The following is a 19,644-nucleotide window of genomic DNA, read 5'->3' as shown; positions in this document are numbered from 1 at the left end:
TCGCCGCGTTGTCGGGGCGCCCACGTACGTCCAGTACTCGGGCGACCCTCCGCCTTGCGATGCACGGCACCGGACACCGCGGGCCTGACCGGCGCCACTTTGACGACAGGACCTAGGCACGGACGTCCGGGGCCTTCCCCACCCCACGACAAGGAGTACGTGTGAGCACCTCCGCCTCCACCCTGGCGTTCGTCGAGAGCCCGGTCCAACTCCTCAACGTGCTGGAGTGGGCGTACGCGCGCGGCGCGGCGGCCGGCAGACCGCTGGACGGCGTCCCCGGCCAGCGGACGCGCCGCGCCGGACGGGCGGCGGCGCCGCAGCCGGGCCCGCGCCCGGCCGGCGGACTCGCCCCCGTGCGGATCGTCGTCCTGCCGCCCACCGACCCGATGTCCCGCGGCCAGCTGCGCCGGATGGCCGCACTGGCCCGGGACGAGGGCTGCGAGGTGCGCTGGCAGGAGGCGCGCGGCAGCCGGCTCGCCCCGCTGAAGGCGCTCGCCGCCCTGGCCCGCGACGTCCGCGCGGCCCGCACCGTCGTCGTCGGCGACCCCTTCTCCCGCTACGTCCAGCTCCTGCTGACCCTGGTGCGCGCCGAGGAGCTCGTCGTGGTCGACGACGGCACCGCCACCATGGAGTTCGTCGCACAGACCGCCCGCGGCGAACGCCTCGTGCGCTGGCACCGGGTCGGCGGCGGCGGACTGCCCGGCCGTGTCCGCGAGCTGGCCTACGCGCCCGTGTCCGCCGCCGCGCGGCGCCGCTTCGTCCCGGAAGCGGGGCGGGACCGCCGCGTCGAGGTGTTCACCTCCATGCCGGTCGTCCCGCACGGCGGGACCACCCTGCGGGCCAACGAGTTCGCCTGGACCCGCGCCCGCTTCGGCCCGCCCCGCCTCACCCGGGGCACGGACCTGGTCGGCACCTCGCTCGTCGAGACCGGCGTGGTGGACCCCGACCGCTATCAGGAGGCGGTCCGCGCGCTCACCCTGGAGCACGGCGCCACCCGCTACTTCGCACACCGCCGCGAGTCCCCGGAGAAGCTGCGCGCACTGAGCCGGGCGACCGGGCTGGAGATCGTACGCCCGGACCTGCCGCTGGAGCTGATCGCCCGTCGGGGTCCTGTCGGCCGGACGATCCTCAGCTTTCCGTCCACGGTCGTCCACACGCTGCCGTACGCCCTGTCCGGTACCGGCGTCACCGTCGCCGTGTGCGACGTCGACCCGGCGTGGCTCACCGGCTCCGCGTCCCCCCGCGCACGGAGCTTCCTCGCGGGCGTCACCGACACCGCCCGTGATGTGCACAGACTGCCCGCTCAGGTGGCGCCCACGGCCGGATGAGCGCGCGAGTTTACCCCCGGGTCAAGCCTGTCATGCCTCCAGAGGCGGTGTTTCTTTCCCCTAACGGCATGAACTTTTCGTGATCCCCGCTCAGTTGACCCATCCGTGCGCCTACCCTTCAACGGGTGAACCAGTTGATGTCCCGCGAGTCCCAGACCCTCCAGCCCGTCGCGTCCGACCGGCCCGAGCTGCCCGGCAAACTTCCGGACCACCTGCGCACCGAACTGATCGCCTTCCGCCGGGACTTGCACATGCACCCGGAGCCGGACACCAGGAATTCCGCACCACCGCGGCGATCAAGGCCAGGCTCGAAAAGGCCGGCCTGCGACCACGGGTCCTGAAGTCCGGCACCGGCCTGATCTGTGACGTCGGCACCTGGGACGGGGGCCGGCCGATGCTGGCCCTGCGCGCGGACATCGACGCCCTGCCCATCCCCGACACCAAGACGCACGTCTCCTACCGCTCGACCGCCCCGGACCGCGCCCACGCCTGCGGTCACGACGTGCACACCACCGTCGTCCTCGGCGCCGGCCTCGTCCTCGCGGAGCTCGACCGGCAGGGACTCCTGCCCCGCCCCGTACGGCTGCTCTTCCAGCCCGCGGAAGAGGTGCTGCCCGGCGGCGCCACCGACGCCATCGAGTCCGGGGTGCTGGACGGCGTCGGCCGGATCGTCGCAGTGCACTGCGACCCCCGGGTCGACGCCGGACGGATCGGACTGCGGCCCGGCCCCATCACCTCCGCCTGCGACCGGCTGGAGGTCACCCTCACCGGATCGGGCGGGCACACCGCCCGGCCGCACCTGACCACCGACCTGGTGACGGCCGCCGCCCGCGTCGCCGTCGACGCCCCCGCGCTGCTCGCCCGCCGGATGGACGCCCGTTCGGGCATGTCGGTCACCTGGGGCCGGATCGAGTCCGGGCACGCCTGCAACGTGATCCCGATGCATGCCGAGCTGTCCGGAACCGTACGGTGCCTGGACCTGGCCGCCTGGCACGAGGCGCCGGACATGATCCACGCGGCGATCGACGAGATCGCGACCATGCACGGCGCCAAGTTCGAGATCAACCACGTGCGCGGGGTGCCGCCGGTGGTCAACGACCCGGTGATCACGGAACTGCTGCGCGAGGCGATGGGAGCCCGTCGCGGCGCCGAGTCGGTGGAGGACACCGAGCAGAGCCTCGGCGGGGAGGACTTCTCCTGGTACCTGGAGCACGTGCCGGGCGCCATGGCCCGTCTCGGGGTCCGCCCGCCGGGTGACACCGCCAAGCGGGACCTGCACCGCGGCGACTTCGACGTGGACGAGGACGCGATCGCCGTCGGGGTCGAGTTCTTCACGGCCGCCGCACTGATCGACGGCCGCCGCACACCGCCCGCGAGGTAGCGATCGGGTCGGAGTCCCTACAACATCGGCGCGCCTCCCGGCGGACCTGTCCAGCCCTTGGTACACAAGGGCTGGACGCCCTGGCAGTTACCGATCGGTCACTGTCCGGTTCGCGACGATCCGATAACGACTCATGAACGGGCCTTTAACTGACATCTACGCGCGTTACGATCGCCGCGAAACCAGCGCCGGTCGTGGCGCTTCGGTCAGGTTTTGAAGGAGCCTCCCCTTGCGCCGGATCACCAGGATCGCCACCGTGGGCATCGCGTCCGCGGCGCTGGCCCTCTCGGCCACCGCCTGTGGCGGAAAGAAGTCCTCTGACGCCTCCTCCTCCCCGTCGGAGTCGGGTCAGAAGTCCGCAGCCATCGCGTACGACATCGGTGGCCGCGGCGACCAGTCGTTCAACGACGCCGCCTACGCCGGTCTGAAGAAGGCCGAGACGGACCTGAAGATCAAGGGCGCCGAGGCGGAGCCCACCGACGGCGAGGGCGAGGCCGACAAGGTCCAGCGCCTCACCGAGCTGGCCCGCAAGGGCAACAACCCGGTCATCGGCGTCGGTTTCGCCTACGCCCCGGCCATCAAGAAGGTCGCGCCGAAGTTCCCGAACACCACGTTCGGCATCATCGACGACACCTCGGTCACCGGTGACAACATCGCCAACCTCGTCTTCAACGAGGAGCAGGGCTCCTACCTGGCCGGCGTCGCCGCCGCCAAGGCGTCCAAGACCGGCACGGTCGGCTTCATCGGCGGTGTCGAGGTCCCGCTGATCAAGAAGTTCGAGGCGGGCTTCGCCCAGGGCGTCAAGGACACCAACCCGAACGCCAAGGTGCTCTCCGCGTACCTGACCCAGCCGCCGAACTTCGACGGCTTCGCCAAGCCCGACCTGGGCAAGGCCGCCGCGCAGGGCCAGCTGGACGCGGGCGCCGACGTGATCTACGCCGCCGCCGGTCTCGCCGGTTCCGGTGCCATCGAGGCCGCTTCCGCCAAGGGCAAGTGGGCCATCGGCGTCGACTCCGACCAGTACAACCAGGCCGGTCTGGCGAAGTACAAGGACTCCATCCTGACCTCGGTCACCAAGGACGTCTCGGACTCCGTCTTCAACCTGATCAAGTCGGTCGAGGACGGCAAGCCCGCCACCGGTGAGATCCGCTACGGCCTGGACAAGGACGGCGTCGGCCTGGCCGACTCCAACCCGAAGTACAAGGAGATGACCGACGTCATCGCCGCGGTGGAGAAGGCCAAGGCCGACATCATCGCCAAGAAGATCACCGTCAAGACCGCGCCGTAAGGTCGTCTTGGACGTGTAGTCCTGGCCCCCGGGGTCCGGGAAGCGGTCGACATCGCTCCCGGGCCCCGAGCCTCATTCTGTGATCACTAGTCTGTGACCAAGCAGCTTTGGTGGCTGCGAGTTTTCACTTCCGACAGTGCTACGCGCGTAGAAGCATCGTGGACGCGATACTTTCACTCCCCGCCCTGTCCCCCCCTGCCTTCCGCTCCTTTCGCGCCAAGGAGAGTGCGTCATCAACGCGTCCAGCCCGCCCCCCGCCGTAGAACTGCACGGCATCACGAAGCGCTTCCCCGGCGTCGTCGCCAACAAGGACATCGCGATCACCGTCCGCAAGGGCACGGTCCACGCCCTGATCGGTGAGAACGGCGCCGGCAAGTCGACCCTGATGAAGATCCTCTACGGCATGCAGAAGCCGGACGAGGGCACCATCGCCATCGACGGGGAGCAGGTCGCCTTCAACACGCCCGGCGACGCCATCGCCCGCGGCATCGGCATGGTGCACCAGCACTTCATGCTCGCCGACAACCTCACCGTCCTGGAGAACGTCGTTCTCGGCGGCGAGAAGCTGTACGGCATCGGCGCCAAGGCCCGTAAGAAGATCATGGAGATCTCGGACGCGTACGGCCTCGGCGTGCGTCCCGACGCCCTGGTCGAGGACCTCGGTGTCGCCGACCGCCAGCGCGTGGAGATCCTCAAGGTCCTCTACCGCGGCGCGAAGATCCTCATCCTCGACGAGCCGACCGCCGTGCTCGTGCCGCAGGAGGTGGACGCGCTCTTCGACAACCTGCGCGAGCTCAAGTCCGAGGGCCTGACCGTCATCTTCATCTCGCACAAGCTGGGCGAGGTCCTGAAGGTCGCCGACGACATCACCGTCATCCGGCGCGGCACCACGGTCGGCACCGCCGACCCGAAGACCGCCACCCCCAAGCAGCTCGCCGAGCTGATGGTCGGTGCGGAGCTGCCCTCGCCCGAGACCCGCGAGTCGACGGTCACGGACGTTCCGATGCTGAAGGTCGAGGGCCTGACCGTCCTCGAGACCGGAGTCGTCGCTCTCGCCCCCGAGACCTCGGCGCGCTTCGTCATGCCGACGGACTCCATCGTGCGCGAAGGCGCGGAGGTCGGCCGCCGGCTGCTGGACGACGTCAGCCTCACCATCCACAAGGGCGAGATCCTCGGCATCGCGGGTGTCGAGGGCAACGGCCAGACGGAGCTGATCGAGGCCCTCATGGGCATGATGGCCCCCGACGCGGGCGTCATCACCCTGGACGGCGCGGACATCACCAGGATGTCGGTGCGCAAGCGCCGCGAGGGCGGCATCGGTTACATCCCCGAGGACCGCCACCGCCACGGCCTGCTGCTGGAGTCCCCGCTCTGGGAGAACCGCATCCTCGGCCACGTCACCGAGGCGCCCAACTCCAAGAAGGGCATCCTCGACCCGAAGGCGGCCCGCAAGGACACCGAGCGGATCGTGCGCGAGTACGACGTGCGCACGCCCGGCATCGACGTCACCGCGGCCTCGCTCTCCGGCGGAAACCAGCAGAAGCTGATCGTCGGCCGCGAGATGAGCCACAACCCGAAGTTCCTCATCGCCGCCCACCCCACCCGCGGTGTGGACGTCGGCGCGCAGGCGCAGATCTGGGACGCGATCCGCGAGGCCCGCCGCGAGGGCCTGGCCGTGCTGCTGATCTCCGCCGACCTGGACGAGCTCATCGGCCTGTCCGACACCCTGCGCGTGATCTACCGCGGCCGCCTGGTCGCGGACGCCGACCCGGCGACCGTCACCCCCGAGGAGCTGGGCACCGCCATGACGGGCGCCGCCTCGGGGCACCTGGAAGCAACCGACAACCACTCCGCCGCTGCCGACGGTGACACGACGGAGGACGAGGCCCGATGAAGAAATTCGACAAGGACCGGCTGCTGCTCGCCATCGCCGGACCCCTGCTCGCGCTGCTCAGCGCCTTCGTGCTGACCATGATCGTGCTGGCGGCGACGGGCATCAACCCGATCGAGCCCCTGCGCATCATGGTCGAGAACGGTGGCTACGAGGACGTCCAGATCCTCATCGTCAACCAGGCCGGCACGTACTACCTGGCAGCCCTGGCCGTCGCCATCGGCTTCCGGATGAACCTCTTCAACATCGGCGTCGACGGCCAGTACCGCCTCGCCGCGATGATCTCCGCCGTGGTCGGTGGCGCCATCGCGCTGCCCGGTCCGCTGCACATCCTGCTGATCGTGGTCGTCGCCATGCTGACCGGTGCCTTCTGGGCCGGTATCGCCGGTGTCCTCAAGGCCAAGCGCGGCGTCAGCGAGGTCGTCTCCACGATCATGCTGAACGCCATCGCCACCAGCCTCATCGCCTGGCTGATCCTGCCGAAGAACCTGGGTGTCCAGGTGGAGGGCTCCAACGACCTCACCACCGGCGAGATCGCCCAGTCGGGCTGGTTCCCGGCCCTCTCCATGGGTGACTCCGGCGAGATCTACGGCTTCACCTTCATCGCCTTCGCGCTCGGCGTCGTCTACTGGTTCGTCCTGAACCGCACCCGCTTCGGCTTCGACCTGCGCGCCAGCGGCGCGAGCGAGTCCGCCGCCGCGGCCTCCGGTGTCGACTCCAAGAAGATGATCATCACCGCGATGCTCATCTCGGGCGCCGTCGCGGGCCTGTCCGGCATGCCGGTGCTGCTCGGCGAGAGCCACACGTACACCCTCGTCTTCCCCGTGGGCGTCGGCTTCACCGGCATCACCATCGCCCTGCTCGGCCGCAACAGCCCCGTCGGCATCTTCTTCGCCGCCCTCCTGATGGCCTTCATCGACAAGGCGTCCGCCGGCCTCGACACGGCCGGCTACGCCAAGGAGATCGGCACGATCATGAAGGGCCTGATCGTGATCGCGGTGGTCGTCTCCTACGAGCTCATCCGCCGCTACGGCATCCGCCGCCAGCAGCAGAAGGTCGGCGAGGAACTGGCCGCGGGCCACGCCATGAAGACCGAGAAGGAGGTCGCGGCGTGAGCGCCAGCACCGTTTCCACGAAGAAGGCGGCGCCCGCGCCGGGCAGCCGCAAGAAGCTCACCCTCCCCTGGATCCTGCTGATCATCGCGGGTGGTCTCGCGCTGGTCTCGCTGGTCCGCCTGATCTCCGGCGCCAACGACCTGACCTCCGTCGGCCAGGTCTCCGGAGCCCTCTCCCTCGCCGTGCCGATCGGTCTCGCCGGTCTCGGCGGTCTGTGGGCCGAGCGCGCGGGCGTCGTCAACATCGGTCTCGAAGGCATGATGATCCTCGGCACCTGGTTCGGTGCCTGGGCCGGCTACCAGTGGGGCCCGTGGACCGGTGTGCTCGTCGGCATCGCCGGCGGCGCCGTCGGAGGCCTGCTGCACGCGATCATCACGGTCACCTTCAACGTCAACCACATCGTCTCCGGTGTGGCCATCAACATCCTCGCGCTGGGCTTCACCCAGTACCTCTCGAACTTCACGTTCGCCGAGGCGCCGGGCGGCTCCTCCAAGCAGTCCCCGCAGGTCGAGCCGATCACCAAGATCACCATTCCGGGGCTCTCGGACTGGATGGCCGATCTTCAGGGCAAGCACTGGTTCTTCGTCTCGGACCTCGCCGGCGTCATCGGCGGCCTGATCACCGAGATCTCGCTGCTGACCATCGTGGCCCTGCTGCTGATCCCCGCCACCTGGTGGGTGCTGTGGCGGACCTCCTTCGGTCTGCGCCTGCGCTCCTGCGGTGAGAACCCGATCGCCGCCGAGTCCCTCGGCGTCAACGTCTACAAGTACAAGTACATCGCCGTGATCGTCTCCGGCGCCCTGGCGGGCCTCGGCGGCGTGTACCTGTCCGAGGTCGCCAGCCCCATCTACCAGGAGGGCCAGACCGGCGGCCGCGGCTACATCGGTCTCGCCGCGATGATCTTCGGTAACTGGATGCCGGGCGGCATGGCGCTGGGCGCGGGCCTGTTCGGCTTCATCGACAGCCTGAAGCTGCGCGGCGGCGCCGAGAACGTCCACGCGATGCTGCTGCTGATCGCGATCCTGCTGGTCATCGTCTGCGTCTGGCAGCTCTACAAGAAGAAGTACATCCAGGCGGGCATCTCGGCGGCCTTCGCCGCCCTGCTGTTCGTCTGGTACGCGCTGACCGACGCCGTGCCGAGCCAGTTCGTCGACGCGGCCCCTTACCTGACCACCCTGCTCGTGCTCGCCCTGTCGGCGCAGCGCCTGCGGATGCCCAAGGCGGACGGCATGCCGTACCGCAAGGGCCAGGGCAAGTGACCGCGGAGCACGCGGTGGACTGGGAAGCCCTGCGGACGCACGCCCGGGACGCGATGACCCGGGCGTACGCCCCGTACTCCGGCTTCCCGGTCGGGGTCGCCGCCCTCGTGGACGACGGCCGCATCGTGACCGGCTGCAACGTCGAGAACGCCAGCTACGGGCTGGGCCTGTGCGCCGAGTGCGGCCTGGTCTCCTCCCTCCAGGCCACGGGCGGCGGCCGCCTCACGCACTTCACGTGCGTGGACGGCAAGGGCGAGATCCTCGTCCCGTGCGGGCGCTGCCGCCAGCTGCTCTACGAGTTCGGCGGCGACGAGCTGCTGGTGGAGACCCCGGACGGGATCCTGCCGCTCTCGGCGATGCTGCCGCAGGCCTTCGGCCCCGACCACCTCAGATAGCCGTGCCCACGGCCCTTCGCCCCTGCCGGGCGGAGGGCCGTCGCACTTCCGTTCCCGAACTCTCCCTCTCTCTATGCGCGTAGAAGGAAGCACCTCATGGACGTCATCTCCGTCATCCGGACCAAGCGGGACCGCGGTGAGCTGAGCCCCGAGCAGATCGACTGGGTCATTGACGCCTACACCCGCGGCGTCGTGGCGGACGAGCAGATGTCCGCGCTGGCCATGGCCATCCTGCTCAACGGCATGAACCGGACCGAGATCGCCCGCTGGACCGCGGCCATGATCGCCTCCGGCGAGCGCATGAACTTCGACGCCCTGTCCCGCCCGACCGCCGACAAGCACTCCACCGGCGGCGTCGGCGACAAGATCACCCTCCCGCTGGCCCCGCTCGTCGCCGCGTGCGGCGCGGCCGTGCCGCAGTTGTCGGGCCGCGGGCTCGGCCACACCGGCGGCACCCTCGACAAGCTGGAGTCCATCCCCGGCTGGCGTGCGCTGCTCTCCAACGACGAGATGATGCACGTCCTCGACACCACCGGCGCGGTCATCTGCGCGGCGGGCGACGGCCTGGCCCCGGCCGACAAGAAGCTGTACGCGCTGCGCGACGTCACCGGCACGGTCGAGGCGATCCCGTTGATCGCCTCCTCGATCATGTCGAAGAAGATCGCCGAGGGTACGGGCTCCCTCGTCCTGGACGTCAAGGTCGGCTCCGGCGCCTTCATGAAGAACATCGAGGACGCCCGCGAGCTGGCCCGCACCATGGTCGGCCTCGGCACCGACTCGGGCGTCAAGACCGTCGCGCTGCTGACCGACATGTCCACCCCGCTCGGCCTGACCGCCGGCAACGCCCTCGAAGTCCGCGAGTCGGTCGAGGTCCTCGCCGGCGGCGGCCCCGCCGACGTCGTCGAGCTGACCATCGCGCTCGCCAAGGAGATGCTGGACGCGGCGGGCATCAAGGACGCCGACCCGGCGAAGGCCCTGGCCGACGGCTCCGCGATGGACCACTGGCGCCGGATGATCGCGGCCCAGGGCGGCGACCCGGACGCGGCTCTCCCTGTCGCCCGCGAGCAGCACGTGGTCACCGCCCCCGAGTCGGGCGTCCTGACCCGCCTGGACGCGTACGGTGTCGGCGTCGGCGCCTGGCGCCTCGGCGCGGGCCGCGCCCGCAAGGAGGACCCGGTGCAGGCGGGCGCCGGCATCGAGCTGCACGCGAAGCCGGGCGACAACGTCACGGCGGGCCAGCCGCTGATGACCCTGCACACGGACACCCCGGAGAAGTTCGACTACGCCCTCGCGGCGCTGGACGGCTCCTTCGACATCGCCGCGACGGGCACGTCCTTCACCGCCACGCCGATCGTTCTGGACCGCATCGCCTGACCTGCGGCTTCCCCTACGAGTGAACGGGACCGGTGGACCCCCGCCGGTCCCGTTCGGCATGCTGGGATCGGTGATGAACCGAGCGAGGAGCACACCATGAGCGCACTCACCGTCCAGCAGGAGCCGCGGGGCGGCGACAGCTGGGAGGGCCTCGTCCGCCTCTGGAAGGAGACGGACTGGCCCGAGGGCTGCAAGGTGGAGATCATCGAGGGGATCATCACCGTGGCACCACCGCCCGTGAACCACCACAACTACATTGCCCACCAGGTGCATCGTGCACTTCTGGCCGTCGTTCAGGACGACTTCGAGGTCTACCAGACCCTGAGCGTCGCCGTCCCCTCCCGTAGCGGGCTGTTCATCCCGGACCTCGTCGTCGCCCACGACGACGTGGTCCTGGAGGACGCCAACTACATTCCTGCGGCAGCCGCCGAACTCGTCGTCGAGATCACCTCCAGGTCGAACGCGGTCAATGACCGCGTCGCCAAGCTCCACGGATGTGCCACTGCAGGCATCCCGCTCTACCTCCTCATCGATCCGCACGCGACCGGAGAACCAGCGATCCACCTGTACGGCGAGCCGACGAGCGGCACGTACCGCCTGCTGTGGGCGGGCAAGTTCGGCGAGACCGTGAAACTCCCGGCGCCGTTCGACCTGGCCCTCGACACCTCCGGTTTCCCCCGCCCCTGAGCCCAGAGGCGCGGCAGGGCCTCGCCCGGTGGCGGTTCGCGCCGCTGGTGCGTGTCCGGGCCGATGAGTTCCGGCGGGCCGGGGAGTCATCCCCTCGTGGAGACCACCCGACTCGTGCTGCCCGGACCCGCCCCGACCGCACGCGACGCCGCGACCCTGTGCGCGCGCCTGGCCCGCCTGTACGAGGGCGGGGCCCGCGCGGTGGAGTGCGACGCGCGCGCCGTCACCGCGCCGGGACTGGGTGCCGTGGAGGTGCTGGCCCGGTTGCGGCTGACCGCGCGGGGGCGGCCGCTGCGGGTGACCGGGGCCGCGCCCGCCCTACGCGCCCTGCTGGGCCTCGTCGGACTCGTCGAGCTGCTCGGGGAGGCCGAAGAGCGGGAACCACCGGGCCGTGTCCAGGAAGGCGTTGAGGCCGACGATCCGGCCGTCTGAGACCTCCAGCACCTGGAGCGCCCACGGGGTGTGCCCGGGCCGGCCGTCCTCGCGCGGGCGGTACTGGCCGAAGGCCGGCATGCCGTTCGCGGTCGTCGGGACCAGGCGGGAGCCCTTGCAGCCGATGCCCTGGTTGAGGTGCCACGCGGCGATGTCCGCCCTGCCCTGCAGCCACAGGTCGAAGGGCGGCATGGACAGGACGGCGTCCTCGTGCAGCAGCGTCGTCAGGCGCGAGATGTCGTAGGACTCGAAGGCGGCGAGGTACTGCTCCAGCAGCTTGGCCTGCTCCGCGTCCAGCGGGTCGGCCGACTCGCTCTCGCGCATCCGCTGCCCGGCCAGCGTGGCCCGCGCCCGCTGGAGCGCGCTGTTCACCGACGCCACCGTGGTGTCCAGCAGCTGCGCGACCTCGTCCGCCTTCCAGGCGAGCACCTCGCGCAGGATGAGCACCGCGCGCTGCTTGGCCGGCAGGTGCTGGAGGGCGGCGACGAAGGCCAGCCGCACGGACTCCTTCGCGAGCGCCATCTCGGCCGGGTCCGCGGTCTGCGGCAGCACCCGCCCGTCCGGCACGGGCTCCAGCCAGGTCACCTCGGGCCGCTGGTTGAGCACGGCGGAGGACTGGTGCTGGGGGGCGGTCAGGTCCATCGGGCGGGCCCGCTTGTTCCCGGCGTTCAGCAGGTCCAGGCAGACGTTGGTGGCGATCCGGTAGAGCCATGACCGCAGCGACGAGCGGCCCTCGAACTTCGCGTGGCTGCGCCAGGCACGGATGTAGGTCTCCTGCACGGCGTCCTCGGCGTCGAAGGCGGAGCCGAGCATCCGGTAGCAGTAGCCGGTGAGCTCGACCCGGTACCGGTCCATCGCCGCATCGAGGTCGCCGCCGGTGGTCGCGAGGTCGCTCATGTCGGTCCATCCCCCTGACGTTCGTGGCTCCTTCGGAACTTACCGGAGGGGTCTGACAACGGCAGCCCGAAGCGGACGACCGCCCTGGTGTGTCGACATCGAGTATCTTGACGTCAAGATTATTGTGCGGCAAGGTTCCCTCGTATCTCGACATCGAGATACTTCGACCAACGGCGGGGGAGGCCTGGGATGCGGCACGGCGGGACGTTGCGGAAGGAGCGGCGGCGGGGCGAGCGGGAACCGGGCCTGCTGGCGCAGCTGCGCCGGCCGCCCGGCGGCCGCGACGCGCGGATCATGCTCCTCGCCCAGCTGCTGGACCGCGCCGGCACCGGCGTGTGGGCCGCGGCCTGCGTCCTCTACTTCACCTTCGTGATCGGCCTCGACGCCGGGCAGGTCGGCATGCTGCTCGGCGCGGCCGGGGTGGCGGGCATCGCCGGCTCACCCCTGGCGGGCCACCTGGCCGACCGCTTCCCCGTCCGCTCCCTGCTGATCGGCGCCCACCTGCTGCGCCTGGTCACCCTCTGCCTGCTGCTCGTCGTCACCGACTTCGCGCTGCTGCTGCCCGTGGTGGCCGTCACCCATCTCGGAGACCGGGCGGCCAAGACGCTGGAGATGCTCTTCGCCACCCGGGTCGCCGGCGAGCGCCGCGCCACCTACCAGGCGCTGTCCCGCAGTTCTGCGAACGCCGGCTACGCACTCGGCGCCGGCCTGGCCGCCATCGGCCTCGCCGTCGGCACCCGCGGCGCCTACCACGTGCTCATCCTGGCCAACGCGCTGTCGTTCCTCGTGGCCGCCGCCCTGGTGTGGCGCACCCGGGAGCCGCGCGGCCGGGGACTCGTCGCGGCGCCCACCGCGTCCGTCGCGTCCGCCGCACCCACGGCGTCCGTCGCGTTCACCGCACCCACCGCGTCCGCCGGGTCCGCCGCGCCCACCGCACCGGCCGCCGACGCCGCGCACGCAGCCGACCGGCGGCCGGCCGGCGGACCGGGTCCCTGGCGCGACCGCGGCTACCTCCGCTTCGTCCTGCTGGACATCCCGATGAACCTCGACGACTCCATCCTGGGCATCGGGATCCCGCTGTGGCTGGTCAGCCACACCAGGGCGCCCCACGAACTGATCCCGGCCTTCCTGGTCGTCAACACCGTGCTCGTCGTCGTCCTCCAGCTCCGCGTGTCGGCGAAGGTCCGGGGCCCCCGCCGGGCGGCGGGCGCCGTCGCCCTCTACGGGCTGACCACCCTGCTGTGCTGCGTCCTGCTGGCCGCCTCCACCGGCGGCGGAGCCCGGGCCGCCTCGGCCGCCCTGCTCGCCGCGGCGGTGCTGGCCACCGCCGCCGAACTGATGCGCTCCGTGAGTTCCTGGGAGCTCGCCGTCTCCCTCGCGCCCCCGCAGGCGCGTGCCTCGTACCTGGGCGTGGCCGGCATGGCCCAGTCCGTCCAGAAGTCCGCCGGACCGCTGCTGCTCACCGGCGCGGTGATGGCCGCGGGCCCGGCCGGCTGGCTGGCCCTCGGGGCGGCGGTGGCGGGCCTGTCCCTCGTCCAGCGCGGGGCCGCCCTGCGCAGGCTGGACGCGCTGGCCGGGGCGCCGGCCCCGGCCTCCGCCGCCGCGCCCGCCTGAGACTACGTACCCGGCTTGCGCCCGTACACGTGGACGTCCTCGCCCTTCGCCAGCAGGTTCCAGTACGCCTTGGCGTCGGCGGGACGCATGTTCACGCAGCCGCCCGAACCGGGCGGGTTCCACATGCTCTTGGTCGTCGAGTGGAAGGCTATGCCCCCGTCGAAGAACTGCGCGTACGGCATCGACACGTCGTAGAGCGTCGACCAGTGGTCGATGCTGCGGTGGTAGATCTTCTTCGGTCCGGTCCGGGTCTCCGTGCCGTCCTTGCCGGTGCGCACCGGGACGGGGCCGTACTTCAGGACGGCGCCGTCCTGGATCCAGCTCAGTTGCCGCGTCAGGTCCACGCAGGCGATCCGCCCGCGGTCGACCGGGCACTCACCGGCCCGGTTCGGGGTGCTGCCCGCCGCCCGCTGGGCCAGCATCGTGCTCATCACCTGCCAGGTCAGCGGTCCGGCATGGCCCCGGGCCGGACTGATGCCGTGCTTCGTCTGGAACGCCCTGACGGCCGTGCAGTCGGCCGCCGACTGCCTCCCGTCCACCGGCCGCCCCAGGAACTGCTCGACCTGGCGCTGGTACGGCCCCGCGGAGGCGGTGCAGGAGGCGGCCTCTGCCGTACCGCCCCCCGCGACCACCACCAGCGGCAGCGCCAGCCCGGCCGCCCCGGCCCACACCGCCGCGCGCCGACCCGGCCGCCCGTGCGCACTTCGCGTCCCCATCCGGTCCTCCCCTGCTCACCGCACTTCGTCCTCCGTGTTGAATGCCCGGAAAACGAGCAGGGGTTGCCTCCGGCGGAAGCGAAGTCCCGTCAGCGCGCGCCCGCCGCGGAAGCCGGTACGCGCCGCTGCGCGCGGGCCGCGTGCGTCCCGTACAGGGTGATCGACACGACGCCCAGCACCGCGAGCAGCGCGATGCCGACCGTGCCCGCCCAGCCGGCCCCGTGGTAGACGAGGGCGCCGAGGGTGCCGCCCACGCTGGAACCGAGGTAGTACGCCGACTGGTAGAGCGCGGAGGCCTGTGCCCGGCCCGTCTTCGCCGTCCGGCTCACCGCGGCCGAGGCCACCGCGTGCCCGGCGAAGAAGCCCGCCGTGATCAGCACCAGCCCGAGCACGATCGTCACCAGCGTGTCGGACAGCGACAGCAGCAGGCCCAGCGCCGTGGTGGTCACGGCCAGGTACAGCGCCCCGCGCCGCCCGGTGCGGGCCACCAGCTTGCCGGCGGCGGCGGAGGAGACCGTACCGACCAGGTAGATCAGGAAGATCGAGCCGATCACGCCCTGTCCCAGCGAGAACGGCTCGGCCACCAGGCGGTAGCCGATCACCGTGTAGACCGCGCCGAAGACCGTCATGAACAGCGCGCCGATCCCGTACAGCCGCAGCAGCAGCGGGTCGCGCAGGTGGCCGACGACCGTACGCCCCACCGCGCGCGGGTTCAGCGACGCCGGGCGGAAGAACCGTGCGCGCGGCAGCATCACCAGGAAGGTCACGGCGCAGACCAGCGCCATCACGGCGACGGCCGCCAGGCCCGCCCGCCAGCCGCCCAGTTGCGCCGCCCAGCCGGTGACGAGGCGACCGCTCATGCCGCCGATGGAGTTGCCCGCCACGAACAGGCCGATCGCGGCCACCAGGGCGCGCGGCTGCACCTCCTCCGCCAGGTACGCCATCGCGGAGGCCGGGATGCCGGCGATGGCCGCACCCTGCACGGCGCGCAGCACCACCAGCCACTCCAGGTTCGGAGCGAAGGGGACGAGGAGTGCCACGCCGACGGCGACCGCCATCGACCAGGTCATCATCCGGGTCCGGCCGAACCGCTCGGACAGAGCGCTCAGCGGCAGGACGAACAGGGCGAGGGCACCGGTGGCCGCGGACACCGTCCAGCTGGCCTGACCCGCCGTCACCCCGAGGCCGCCGGAGATCGCGGGCAGCAGTGCCTGGGTGGAGTAGAGGAGGGCGAAGGTCGCCAGTCCGGCGGCGAAGAGCGCGAGGCTCATCCGGCGGTAGCCGGGGCGGCCGGGGGAGTGGGGCTCCGGTGCGGGGGACGACGCGGTGGAGGCACCCGGGATGACGGGTGCCCCGGTATGAACGGGAGGCATGCCATCGACGGTAGGCCCGTGTTTTTCATGCGTCCAATGCGCAGAATCGCGATAATCGATGCACTGCTGCATCAGTCCAGGTCAGGATCGCGGATGTCGACGAACCGTTACGTAGAAGACATGGCGGTGACAAGTCTGCTCGCTCCCCGGCTGGCGCATTTCGTCGCGGTCGCCCGGCACGAGCACGTCACCCGCGCCGCCCAGGAGCTGGGCGTGCCCCAGTCCACGCTGTCCCGGGCCATGGTCCGCCTCGAACAGGACCTGGGCGTCTCGCTGTTCGCCCGCAAGGGCCGCACCGTCGCCCTCACCACGGCGGGCCGCACCTTCCTCGCCTCCGCAGAACAGGCTCTGGATGGCATCGCCCGCGCCGCCGAATCCGTCCAGCAGGACGCCGACCCGGCCTACGGCAAGGTCGCCTTCGGCTTCCTCCACACCCTCGGCCCCGAGACCGTACCCGGCCTCATCCGCGCCTTCCGTGCCGACCACCCGCGCGTGCGCTTCTCCCTGGTCCAGAACTACGGCGAAGCCATGCTGGAGAAGCTGCGCGCCGGCGAACTCGACCTCTGCCTCACCTCGCCCCTCCCGGACGCCCCCGACCTCGTCGCCCGCCGCCTCGACGAACAACGGCTGCGGCTGGTCGTCCCCGACGACCACCGCCTCGCGGGCCGCAAGCGCATCCGCCTCGCCGAGGCGGCGGAGGAAACCTTCGTCACCCTGGAGGCCGGCTACGGCCTGCGCCGCATCACCGACGACCTGTGCGCCGAGGCCGGTTTCACCCCGCGCGTCGCCTTCGAGGGCGAAGAGGCCGAGACCCTGCGCGGCCTGGTCGCCGCCGGCCTCGGCGTGGCCCTGCTGCCACCCCCGGCCGTGGCCCGCCCCGGCGTCGTCGAGCTGACGGTCACCGCGCCGCGCGCCGTCCGGGAGATCGGGGTCGCCTGGCTCGACGGCCACCCCGACACCCCGCCGGTCGCCGAGTTCAAACGCTTCCTGATCTCCCGCCGCGGCCGCCTCATCCCGGAGCTGGAACCACTGCCGGCACCGGAGGGCCCCCAGCCCGAAACCTGATGGCACTCCACCGCCGCCGCGAGCAGAATCACCGGGGGTGCCGGGGACGAGGGGGACGGCTGTTGGACGTGTTCGCGTGCGCGGGGTGCGGTGCGGAGCTGACGGCCCCCGTCTCCCGGGTCGCCCTCCCCGTCCACACCCATTACGGGGCGTGGGAGCAACTGCACCCGCCCCTGATGGCGCCGGCGACGTACGCCGTCGACCCGCTGCCCACCGGCCCGCCCTGGCGGCCGTGGGACGACGTGGGCGAGGACCTGGCGGCCGAACAGGGGGTGTACCTGCCGCAGTACGCCGTGTCCTTCGGTTCGCGGGACCGGATCGTCATCGCGCCCGGCGACTCCCGGGGCATGACGCTGATACCCGAGAAGTGCGAGGGGTACTGCAGGGGCATCGACGGCCGCGACGGACCCAACCTGGCATGCGCGGGCTGCGGGCGGGCGGTGGCGACACGGATGGACGACTGCGGCCTGTGGCAGACGGTGTGGCTGGAGCCCGACGCCGTGCGGCGGGTGCCCTCGGGTGCGCCCGCCGCCCCGGTCCCCGGCTGGGACGACCTGGACCTGGCGGCCTGCGCCGTGGCGCCCGTCGAACTCGACGGCTCCTGGAACCACCGCTGGGAAGCCGCCGTCCCGGTGGCCCTCGCGCACCTGCTGGTGGCCTGCGAAGGCCGTCCGGTGAAGCTGCCGGGTCCACTCGCCGACCTGGTCGGCGACGCCGTCGCCGGCTGCCTGCCGGCCGGGCCCCCGGTCCTCACCAGCAGCCTGGCCGGGCCGGGGGTGCACGCGGACCGGCCTCACGGCGACATCCTCCTCGTACCCCGTCATCCGGTCACCGGGGATCCGTGGCGGCCCCCGGACGGCACAGTGCCCGTCGTGCCGCTGGACATCGGCGTCTGGGCCCATCTCGTGCTCCCGGGGGAGACCTCGCCGCTGCCCGCGACCGGCACCCTGCCCGAGGGCGTCCTGCGCGACGACTACCCGCTGCCGCCGCGCCCCCGGCTCGGCTTCTACCCGCACGATCGGGCCTTCAGGGACACTCTGGCCCGCCTCCCCGCCATCCACCGTCCCGAGCTGCGCGCCTACCGCGACCGGTACGGCGGGCCGGGGCCGTACCAAGGGGTGTCCGGCGGGGACGCGGGCGGCGCGGGCGGGGTGGGGGGCGGGCCCAGCAGGTAGCCCGCCTGGAAGCGGGACTTGGCGCCCACCGCGCGCATGATCTCCGCGATGTGGCGCTGACACGTCCGCTCCGACATGCCGAGGCGGCGCGCGATCACCTTGTCCTCCAGCCCCTCCGACAGCAGCCGCACGATCGTCTGCCGCAGCTCGTCCGAGATCGACCGCGCCGCATCAGGGCTCACCGACGTGGGGAACGGCTCCGCACCCAGCCACGACCGCTCGAAGGCCGCGGTCATGAAGTGCACGACGCTCGGTTCCCGCACCACCAGCGCCGCCCCGCTCCGGTCCGGCACCGCCATCAGCCCCGTGCGCCCGTCGAAGACGAGCATCCGCATCAGCCCGTCGCCCAGCGTCCGCACCTGCGCGCCCAGCGCCGTCACCCGCTCGACGTACGCCGCCGTGGGCCGCGAGTACCGCGCCGTGTGCTGGTAGATGGTCCGCATCCGGACCCCGCGCGTCAGCAGGGACTCGTCCCGCCCGATCGACTCCTCCAGGGTCTCCGGCGGACGTCCGCCCCCCGGCTGCGAGGTCAGCAGCTCCTGCTCGCAGCCCGCGGCCAGCTCGGCGATGAGCCCCCGCACCGCGCCGAGGTCCGTGACCAGCTCCAGGCGCCCCGCCCCGCTGAGGTCCCGGTGCGCGGTGCCCGCCTCGTACGCCGGCACCAGCGCCTCCAGCCGCCCCCGCAGGCGGTCCATCTCGTCGTGGGTCTCCCGTACGAGCAGGGCCAGCGGGGCCAGCGCCCGGGCCGCCGCCGCCCGCGGCGCCACCGCGCTCCACCGGTCCGGTCCGCCGCCCGGTGCCCGCTGCAGCAGGTGCGCCGCGGCCAGCTCGGTGATCGCGGCGGCCGCGCGCACGCCGAGGGCCCGCGTGGCCTCGCAGCCGTCGAAGGCGTGCCGCTCCACGGCGTACGCGTACAGGCGCCGGGCGGCGGGCGTCAGTTCCCCGGACACACCGGCGGGCCCGGCCGCCGCCCCGGACGCTCCGGTTCCCTCGGCTGACATGTGGCTATTCGTGCCGGTCTGGACCAGTTCGTAAACCCCTCGTGTTCCCGCAAGGCGGCAAGACGACGCCTGAGACGACCCATTCGGCACATGCCGACGGGGCACAGTGGTCACACGGCGTGAAGGGGGAGCACGATCGCGCCGGGCCGTCCGGGCCATCCGACCGTGAGGGGGCGGAGCGGCGGGCACGCGCGGCCCGGCGCGACCACCGGGAACCCGCGGGACCAGGCGGCGGTCCGGCCCCCGACCCCGGTCCGGCCCCCGCCCGGTCCGGGGACCGTCAGTCGGCGGGCTTCGCGTAGTCGGCGAAGCCGGTCCAGTCCAGCGTCACGCAGGGCTCGTCGCCGACCACCCAGGCGTCGTGTCCGGGACGCACCCTCATGTAGTCCCCGGGGCCGAACTCGGCGCTCTCGCCGCCGTCGGTCACGACCTTCATCCTGCCGCTCACGACGTAGCCGGTGTGGTCGGCCCTGCAGCTGTCCGTCCCGGCCAGCGGCCGGACGTGCTCCGACCACTTCCAGCCCGGCAGGAAGACGGCCCGCCCGACCGCCCCGTCCCCGGTGTCCACCAGGTCCAGCCTGCCCATGCCGCCGACGAACGGCCTGCTCTCGTCCGGCTCGTCGAAGTTCCTGCGGTCCATCGCTGCCATGGCG

The 19,644-nt window shown here is 71.9% G+C and carries 17 protein-coding genes and 1 pseudogene; 13 read left to right on the top strand and 5 right to left on the bottom strand.

The features are described 5' to 3' along the window. The first annotated feature begins 161 nt into the window (after window positions 1-161). The 10 genes and pseudogenes from AC2RP6_RS16615 to AC2RP6_RS16570 all read left to right on the top strand — a co-directional run bounded on the left by AC2RP6_RS16615 (window position 162) and on the right by AC2RP6_RS16570 (window position 11,150). Window positions 162-1,328, top strand: a complete 1,167-nt coding sequence (locus tag AC2RP6_RS16615; protein WP_486446922.1) for a hypothetical protein — start codon at window positions 162-164, stop codon at window positions 1,326-1,328. A gap of 137 nt (window positions 1,329-1,465) precedes the next feature. Next, a pseudogene (locus tag AC2RP6_RS16610) lies at window positions 1,466-2,709 on the top strand (amidohydrolase). Between the two features lie 229 nt (window positions 2,710-2,938). Continuing rightward, complete coding sequence (locus tag AC2RP6_RS16605; RefSeq protein ID WP_486446921.1) at window positions 2,939-3,997, top strand: BMP family lipoprotein; 1,059 nt, start codon at window positions 2,939-2,941, stop codon at window positions 3,995-3,997. Between the two features lie 232 nt (window positions 3,998-4,229). Continuing rightward, on the top strand, window positions 4,230-5,891 hold the full coding sequence (locus tag AC2RP6_RS16600; protein ID WP_486450356.1) for an ABC transporter ATP-binding protein: 1,662 nt from the start codon (window positions 4,230-4,232) through the stop codon (window positions 5,889-5,891). Continuing rightward, on the top strand, window positions 5,888-7,003 hold the full coding sequence (locus AC2RP6_RS16595) for an ABC transporter permease (RefSeq protein ID WP_486446920.1): 1,116 nt from the start codon (window positions 5,888-5,890) through the stop codon (window positions 7,001-7,003). The genes AC2RP6_RS16600 and AC2RP6_RS16595 overlap by 4 nt, the downstream gene beginning before the upstream one ends. Then, complete coding sequence (locus AC2RP6_RS16590; RefSeq protein ID WP_486446919.1) at window positions 7,000-8,262, top strand: ABC transporter permease; 1,263 nt, start codon at window positions 7,000-7,002, stop codon at window positions 8,260-8,262. The genes AC2RP6_RS16595 and AC2RP6_RS16590 overlap by 4 nt, the downstream gene beginning before the upstream one ends. Continuing rightward, on the top strand, window positions 8,259-8,657 hold the full coding sequence (locus tag AC2RP6_RS16585; RefSeq protein ID WP_486446918.1) for a cytidine deaminase: 399 nt from the start codon (window positions 8,259-8,261) through the stop codon (window positions 8,655-8,657). Before AC2RP6_RS16590 ends, AC2RP6_RS16585 begins: the two co-directional genes overlap by 4 nt. Before the next feature lie 96 nt (window positions 8,658-8,753). Further along, complete coding sequence (locus AC2RP6_RS16580; RefSeq protein WP_486446917.1) at window positions 8,754-10,031, top strand: thymidine phosphorylase; 1,278 nt, start codon at window positions 8,754-8,756, stop codon at window positions 10,029-10,031. Window positions 10,032-10,127: 96 nt separating this feature from the next. After that, the gene (locus tag AC2RP6_RS16575; protein WP_486446916.1) at window positions 10,128-10,718 is read left to right on the top strand and encodes a Uma2 family endonuclease; all 591 of its coding nucleotides are present in this window, start codon (window positions 10,128-10,130) and stop codon (window positions 10,716-10,718) included. Between the two features lie 96 nt (window positions 10,719-10,814). Further along, window positions 10,815-11,150 carry an STAS domain-containing protein gene (locus AC2RP6_RS16570; RefSeq protein WP_486446915.1) on the top strand — a complete coding sequence of 112 codons (336 nt, stop codon included), beginning with the start codon at window positions 10,815-10,817 and terminating at the stop codon, window positions 11,148-11,150. Here AC2RP6_RS16570 and AC2RP6_RS16565 read toward each other — a convergent pair. Beyond that, window positions 11,037-12,047: a sigma-70 family RNA polymerase sigma factor gene (locus AC2RP6_RS16565; RefSeq protein ID WP_486446914.1), complete on the bottom strand. Its 1,011-nt coding sequence runs from the start codon at window positions 12,045-12,047 to the stop codon at window positions 11,037-11,039. The genes AC2RP6_RS16570 and AC2RP6_RS16565 overlap by 114 nt on opposite strands. 189 nt (window positions 12,048-12,236) lie before the next feature. Here AC2RP6_RS16565 and AC2RP6_RS16560 point away from each other — a divergent pair, with 189 nt between their 5' ends. After that, window positions 12,237-13,661 carry an MFS transporter gene (locus AC2RP6_RS16560; RefSeq protein WP_486446913.1) on the top strand — a complete coding sequence of 475 codons (1,425 nt, stop codon included), beginning with the start codon at window positions 12,237-12,239 and terminating at the stop codon, window positions 13,659-13,661. Between the two features lie 2 nt (window positions 13,662-13,663). On the opposite strand, the gene AC2RP6_RS16555 is transcribed toward AC2RP6_RS16560, so the two are convergent. Next, a complete protein-coding gene (locus AC2RP6_RS16555) occupies window positions 13,664-14,377 on the bottom strand; it encodes a L,D-transpeptidase family protein (RefSeq protein ID WP_486446912.1) in 714 nt (237 codons plus the stop codon). Between the two features lie 89 nt (window positions 14,378-14,466). Continuing rightward, on the bottom strand, window positions 14,467-15,750 hold the full coding sequence (locus AC2RP6_RS16550) for an MFS transporter (RefSeq protein ID WP_486446911.1): 1,284 nt from the start codon (window positions 15,748-15,750) through the stop codon (window positions 14,467-14,469). Window positions 15,751-15,843: 93 nt separating this feature from the next. On the opposite strand from AC2RP6_RS16550, the gene AC2RP6_RS16545 reads away from it, so the two are divergent. After that, a complete protein-coding gene (locus AC2RP6_RS16545) occupies window positions 15,844-16,815 on the top strand; it encodes a LysR family transcriptional regulator (protein WP_486446910.1) in 972 nt (323 codons plus the stop codon). Window positions 16,816-16,877: 62 nt separating this feature from the next. Then, the gene (locus AC2RP6_RS16540; protein WP_486446909.1) at window positions 16,878-17,990 is read left to right on the top strand and encodes a hypothetical protein; all 1,113 of its coding nucleotides are present in this window, start codon (window positions 16,878-16,880) and stop codon (window positions 17,988-17,990) included. Here AC2RP6_RS16540 and AC2RP6_RS16535 read toward each other — a convergent pair. Together AC2RP6_RS16535 and AC2RP6_RS16530 are read right to left on the bottom strand one after the other, a co-directional pair. Further along, window positions 17,894-18,991 (bottom strand): helix-turn-helix transcriptional regulator, encoded by a 1,098-nt coding sequence (locus tag AC2RP6_RS16535; RefSeq protein WP_486446908.1) that lies wholly within the window; start codon window positions 18,989-18,991, stop codon window positions 17,894-17,896. The two genes, AC2RP6_RS16540 and AC2RP6_RS16535, sit on opposite strands and share 97 nt — an antisense overlap. A 280-nt stretch (window positions 18,992-19,271) precedes the next feature. Continuing rightward, on the bottom strand, window positions 19,272-19,640 hold the full coding sequence (locus AC2RP6_RS16530; protein WP_486446907.1) for a cupin domain-containing protein: 369 nt from the start codon (window positions 19,638-19,640) through the stop codon (window positions 19,272-19,274). Window positions 19,641-19,644 lie beyond the last annotated feature (4 nt).

It is taken from the genome of Streptomyces sp. WAC03905 (assembly GCF_057371075.1).
This window is presented reverse-complemented; position numbering and strand designations above follow the sequence as displayed.

Bases quoted from the DNA above. Each gene is read 5' to 3' on its own strand.
- AC2RP6_RS16595 (WP_486446920.1), top strand. From the start codon at position 5,888: ATGAAGAAATTCGACAAGGACCGGCTGCTGCTCGCCATCGCCGGACCC.
- AC2RP6_RS16580 (WP_486446917.1), top strand. From the start codon at position 8,754: ATGGACGTCATCTCCGTCATCCGGACCAAGCGGGACCGCGGTGAGCTG.
- AC2RP6_RS16575 (WP_486446916.1), top strand. From the start codon at position 10,128: ATGAGCGCACTCACCGTCCAGCAGGAGCCGCGGGGCGGCGACAGCTGG.
- AC2RP6_RS16565 (WP_486446914.1), bottom strand. From the start codon at position 12,047: ATGAGCGACCTCGCGACCACCGGCGGCGACCTCGATGCGGCGATGGAC.
- AC2RP6_RS16560 (WP_486446913.1), top strand. From the start codon at position 12,237: ATGCGGCACGGCGGGACGTTGCGGAAGGAGCGGCGGCGGGGCGAGCGG.
- AC2RP6_RS16555 (WP_486446912.1), bottom strand. From the start codon at position 14,377: ATGGGGACGCGAAGTGCGCACGGGCGGCCGGGTCGGCGCGCGGCGGTG.
- AC2RP6_RS16550 (WP_486446911.1), bottom strand. From the start codon at position 15,750: ATGCCTCCCGTTCATACCGGGGCACCCGTCATCCCGGGTGCCTCCACC.
- AC2RP6_RS16545 (WP_486446910.1), top strand. From the start codon at position 15,844: ATGTCGACGAACCGTTACGTAGAAGACATGGCGGTGACAAGTCTGCTC.
- AC2RP6_RS16535 (WP_486446908.1), bottom strand. From the start codon at position 18,991: ATGTCAGCCGAGGGAACCGGAGCGTCCGGGGCGGCGGCCGGGCCCGCC.
- AC2RP6_RS16530 (WP_486446907.1), bottom strand. From the start codon at position 19,640: ATGGCAGCGATGGACCGCAGGAACTTCGACGAGCCGGACGAGAGCAGG.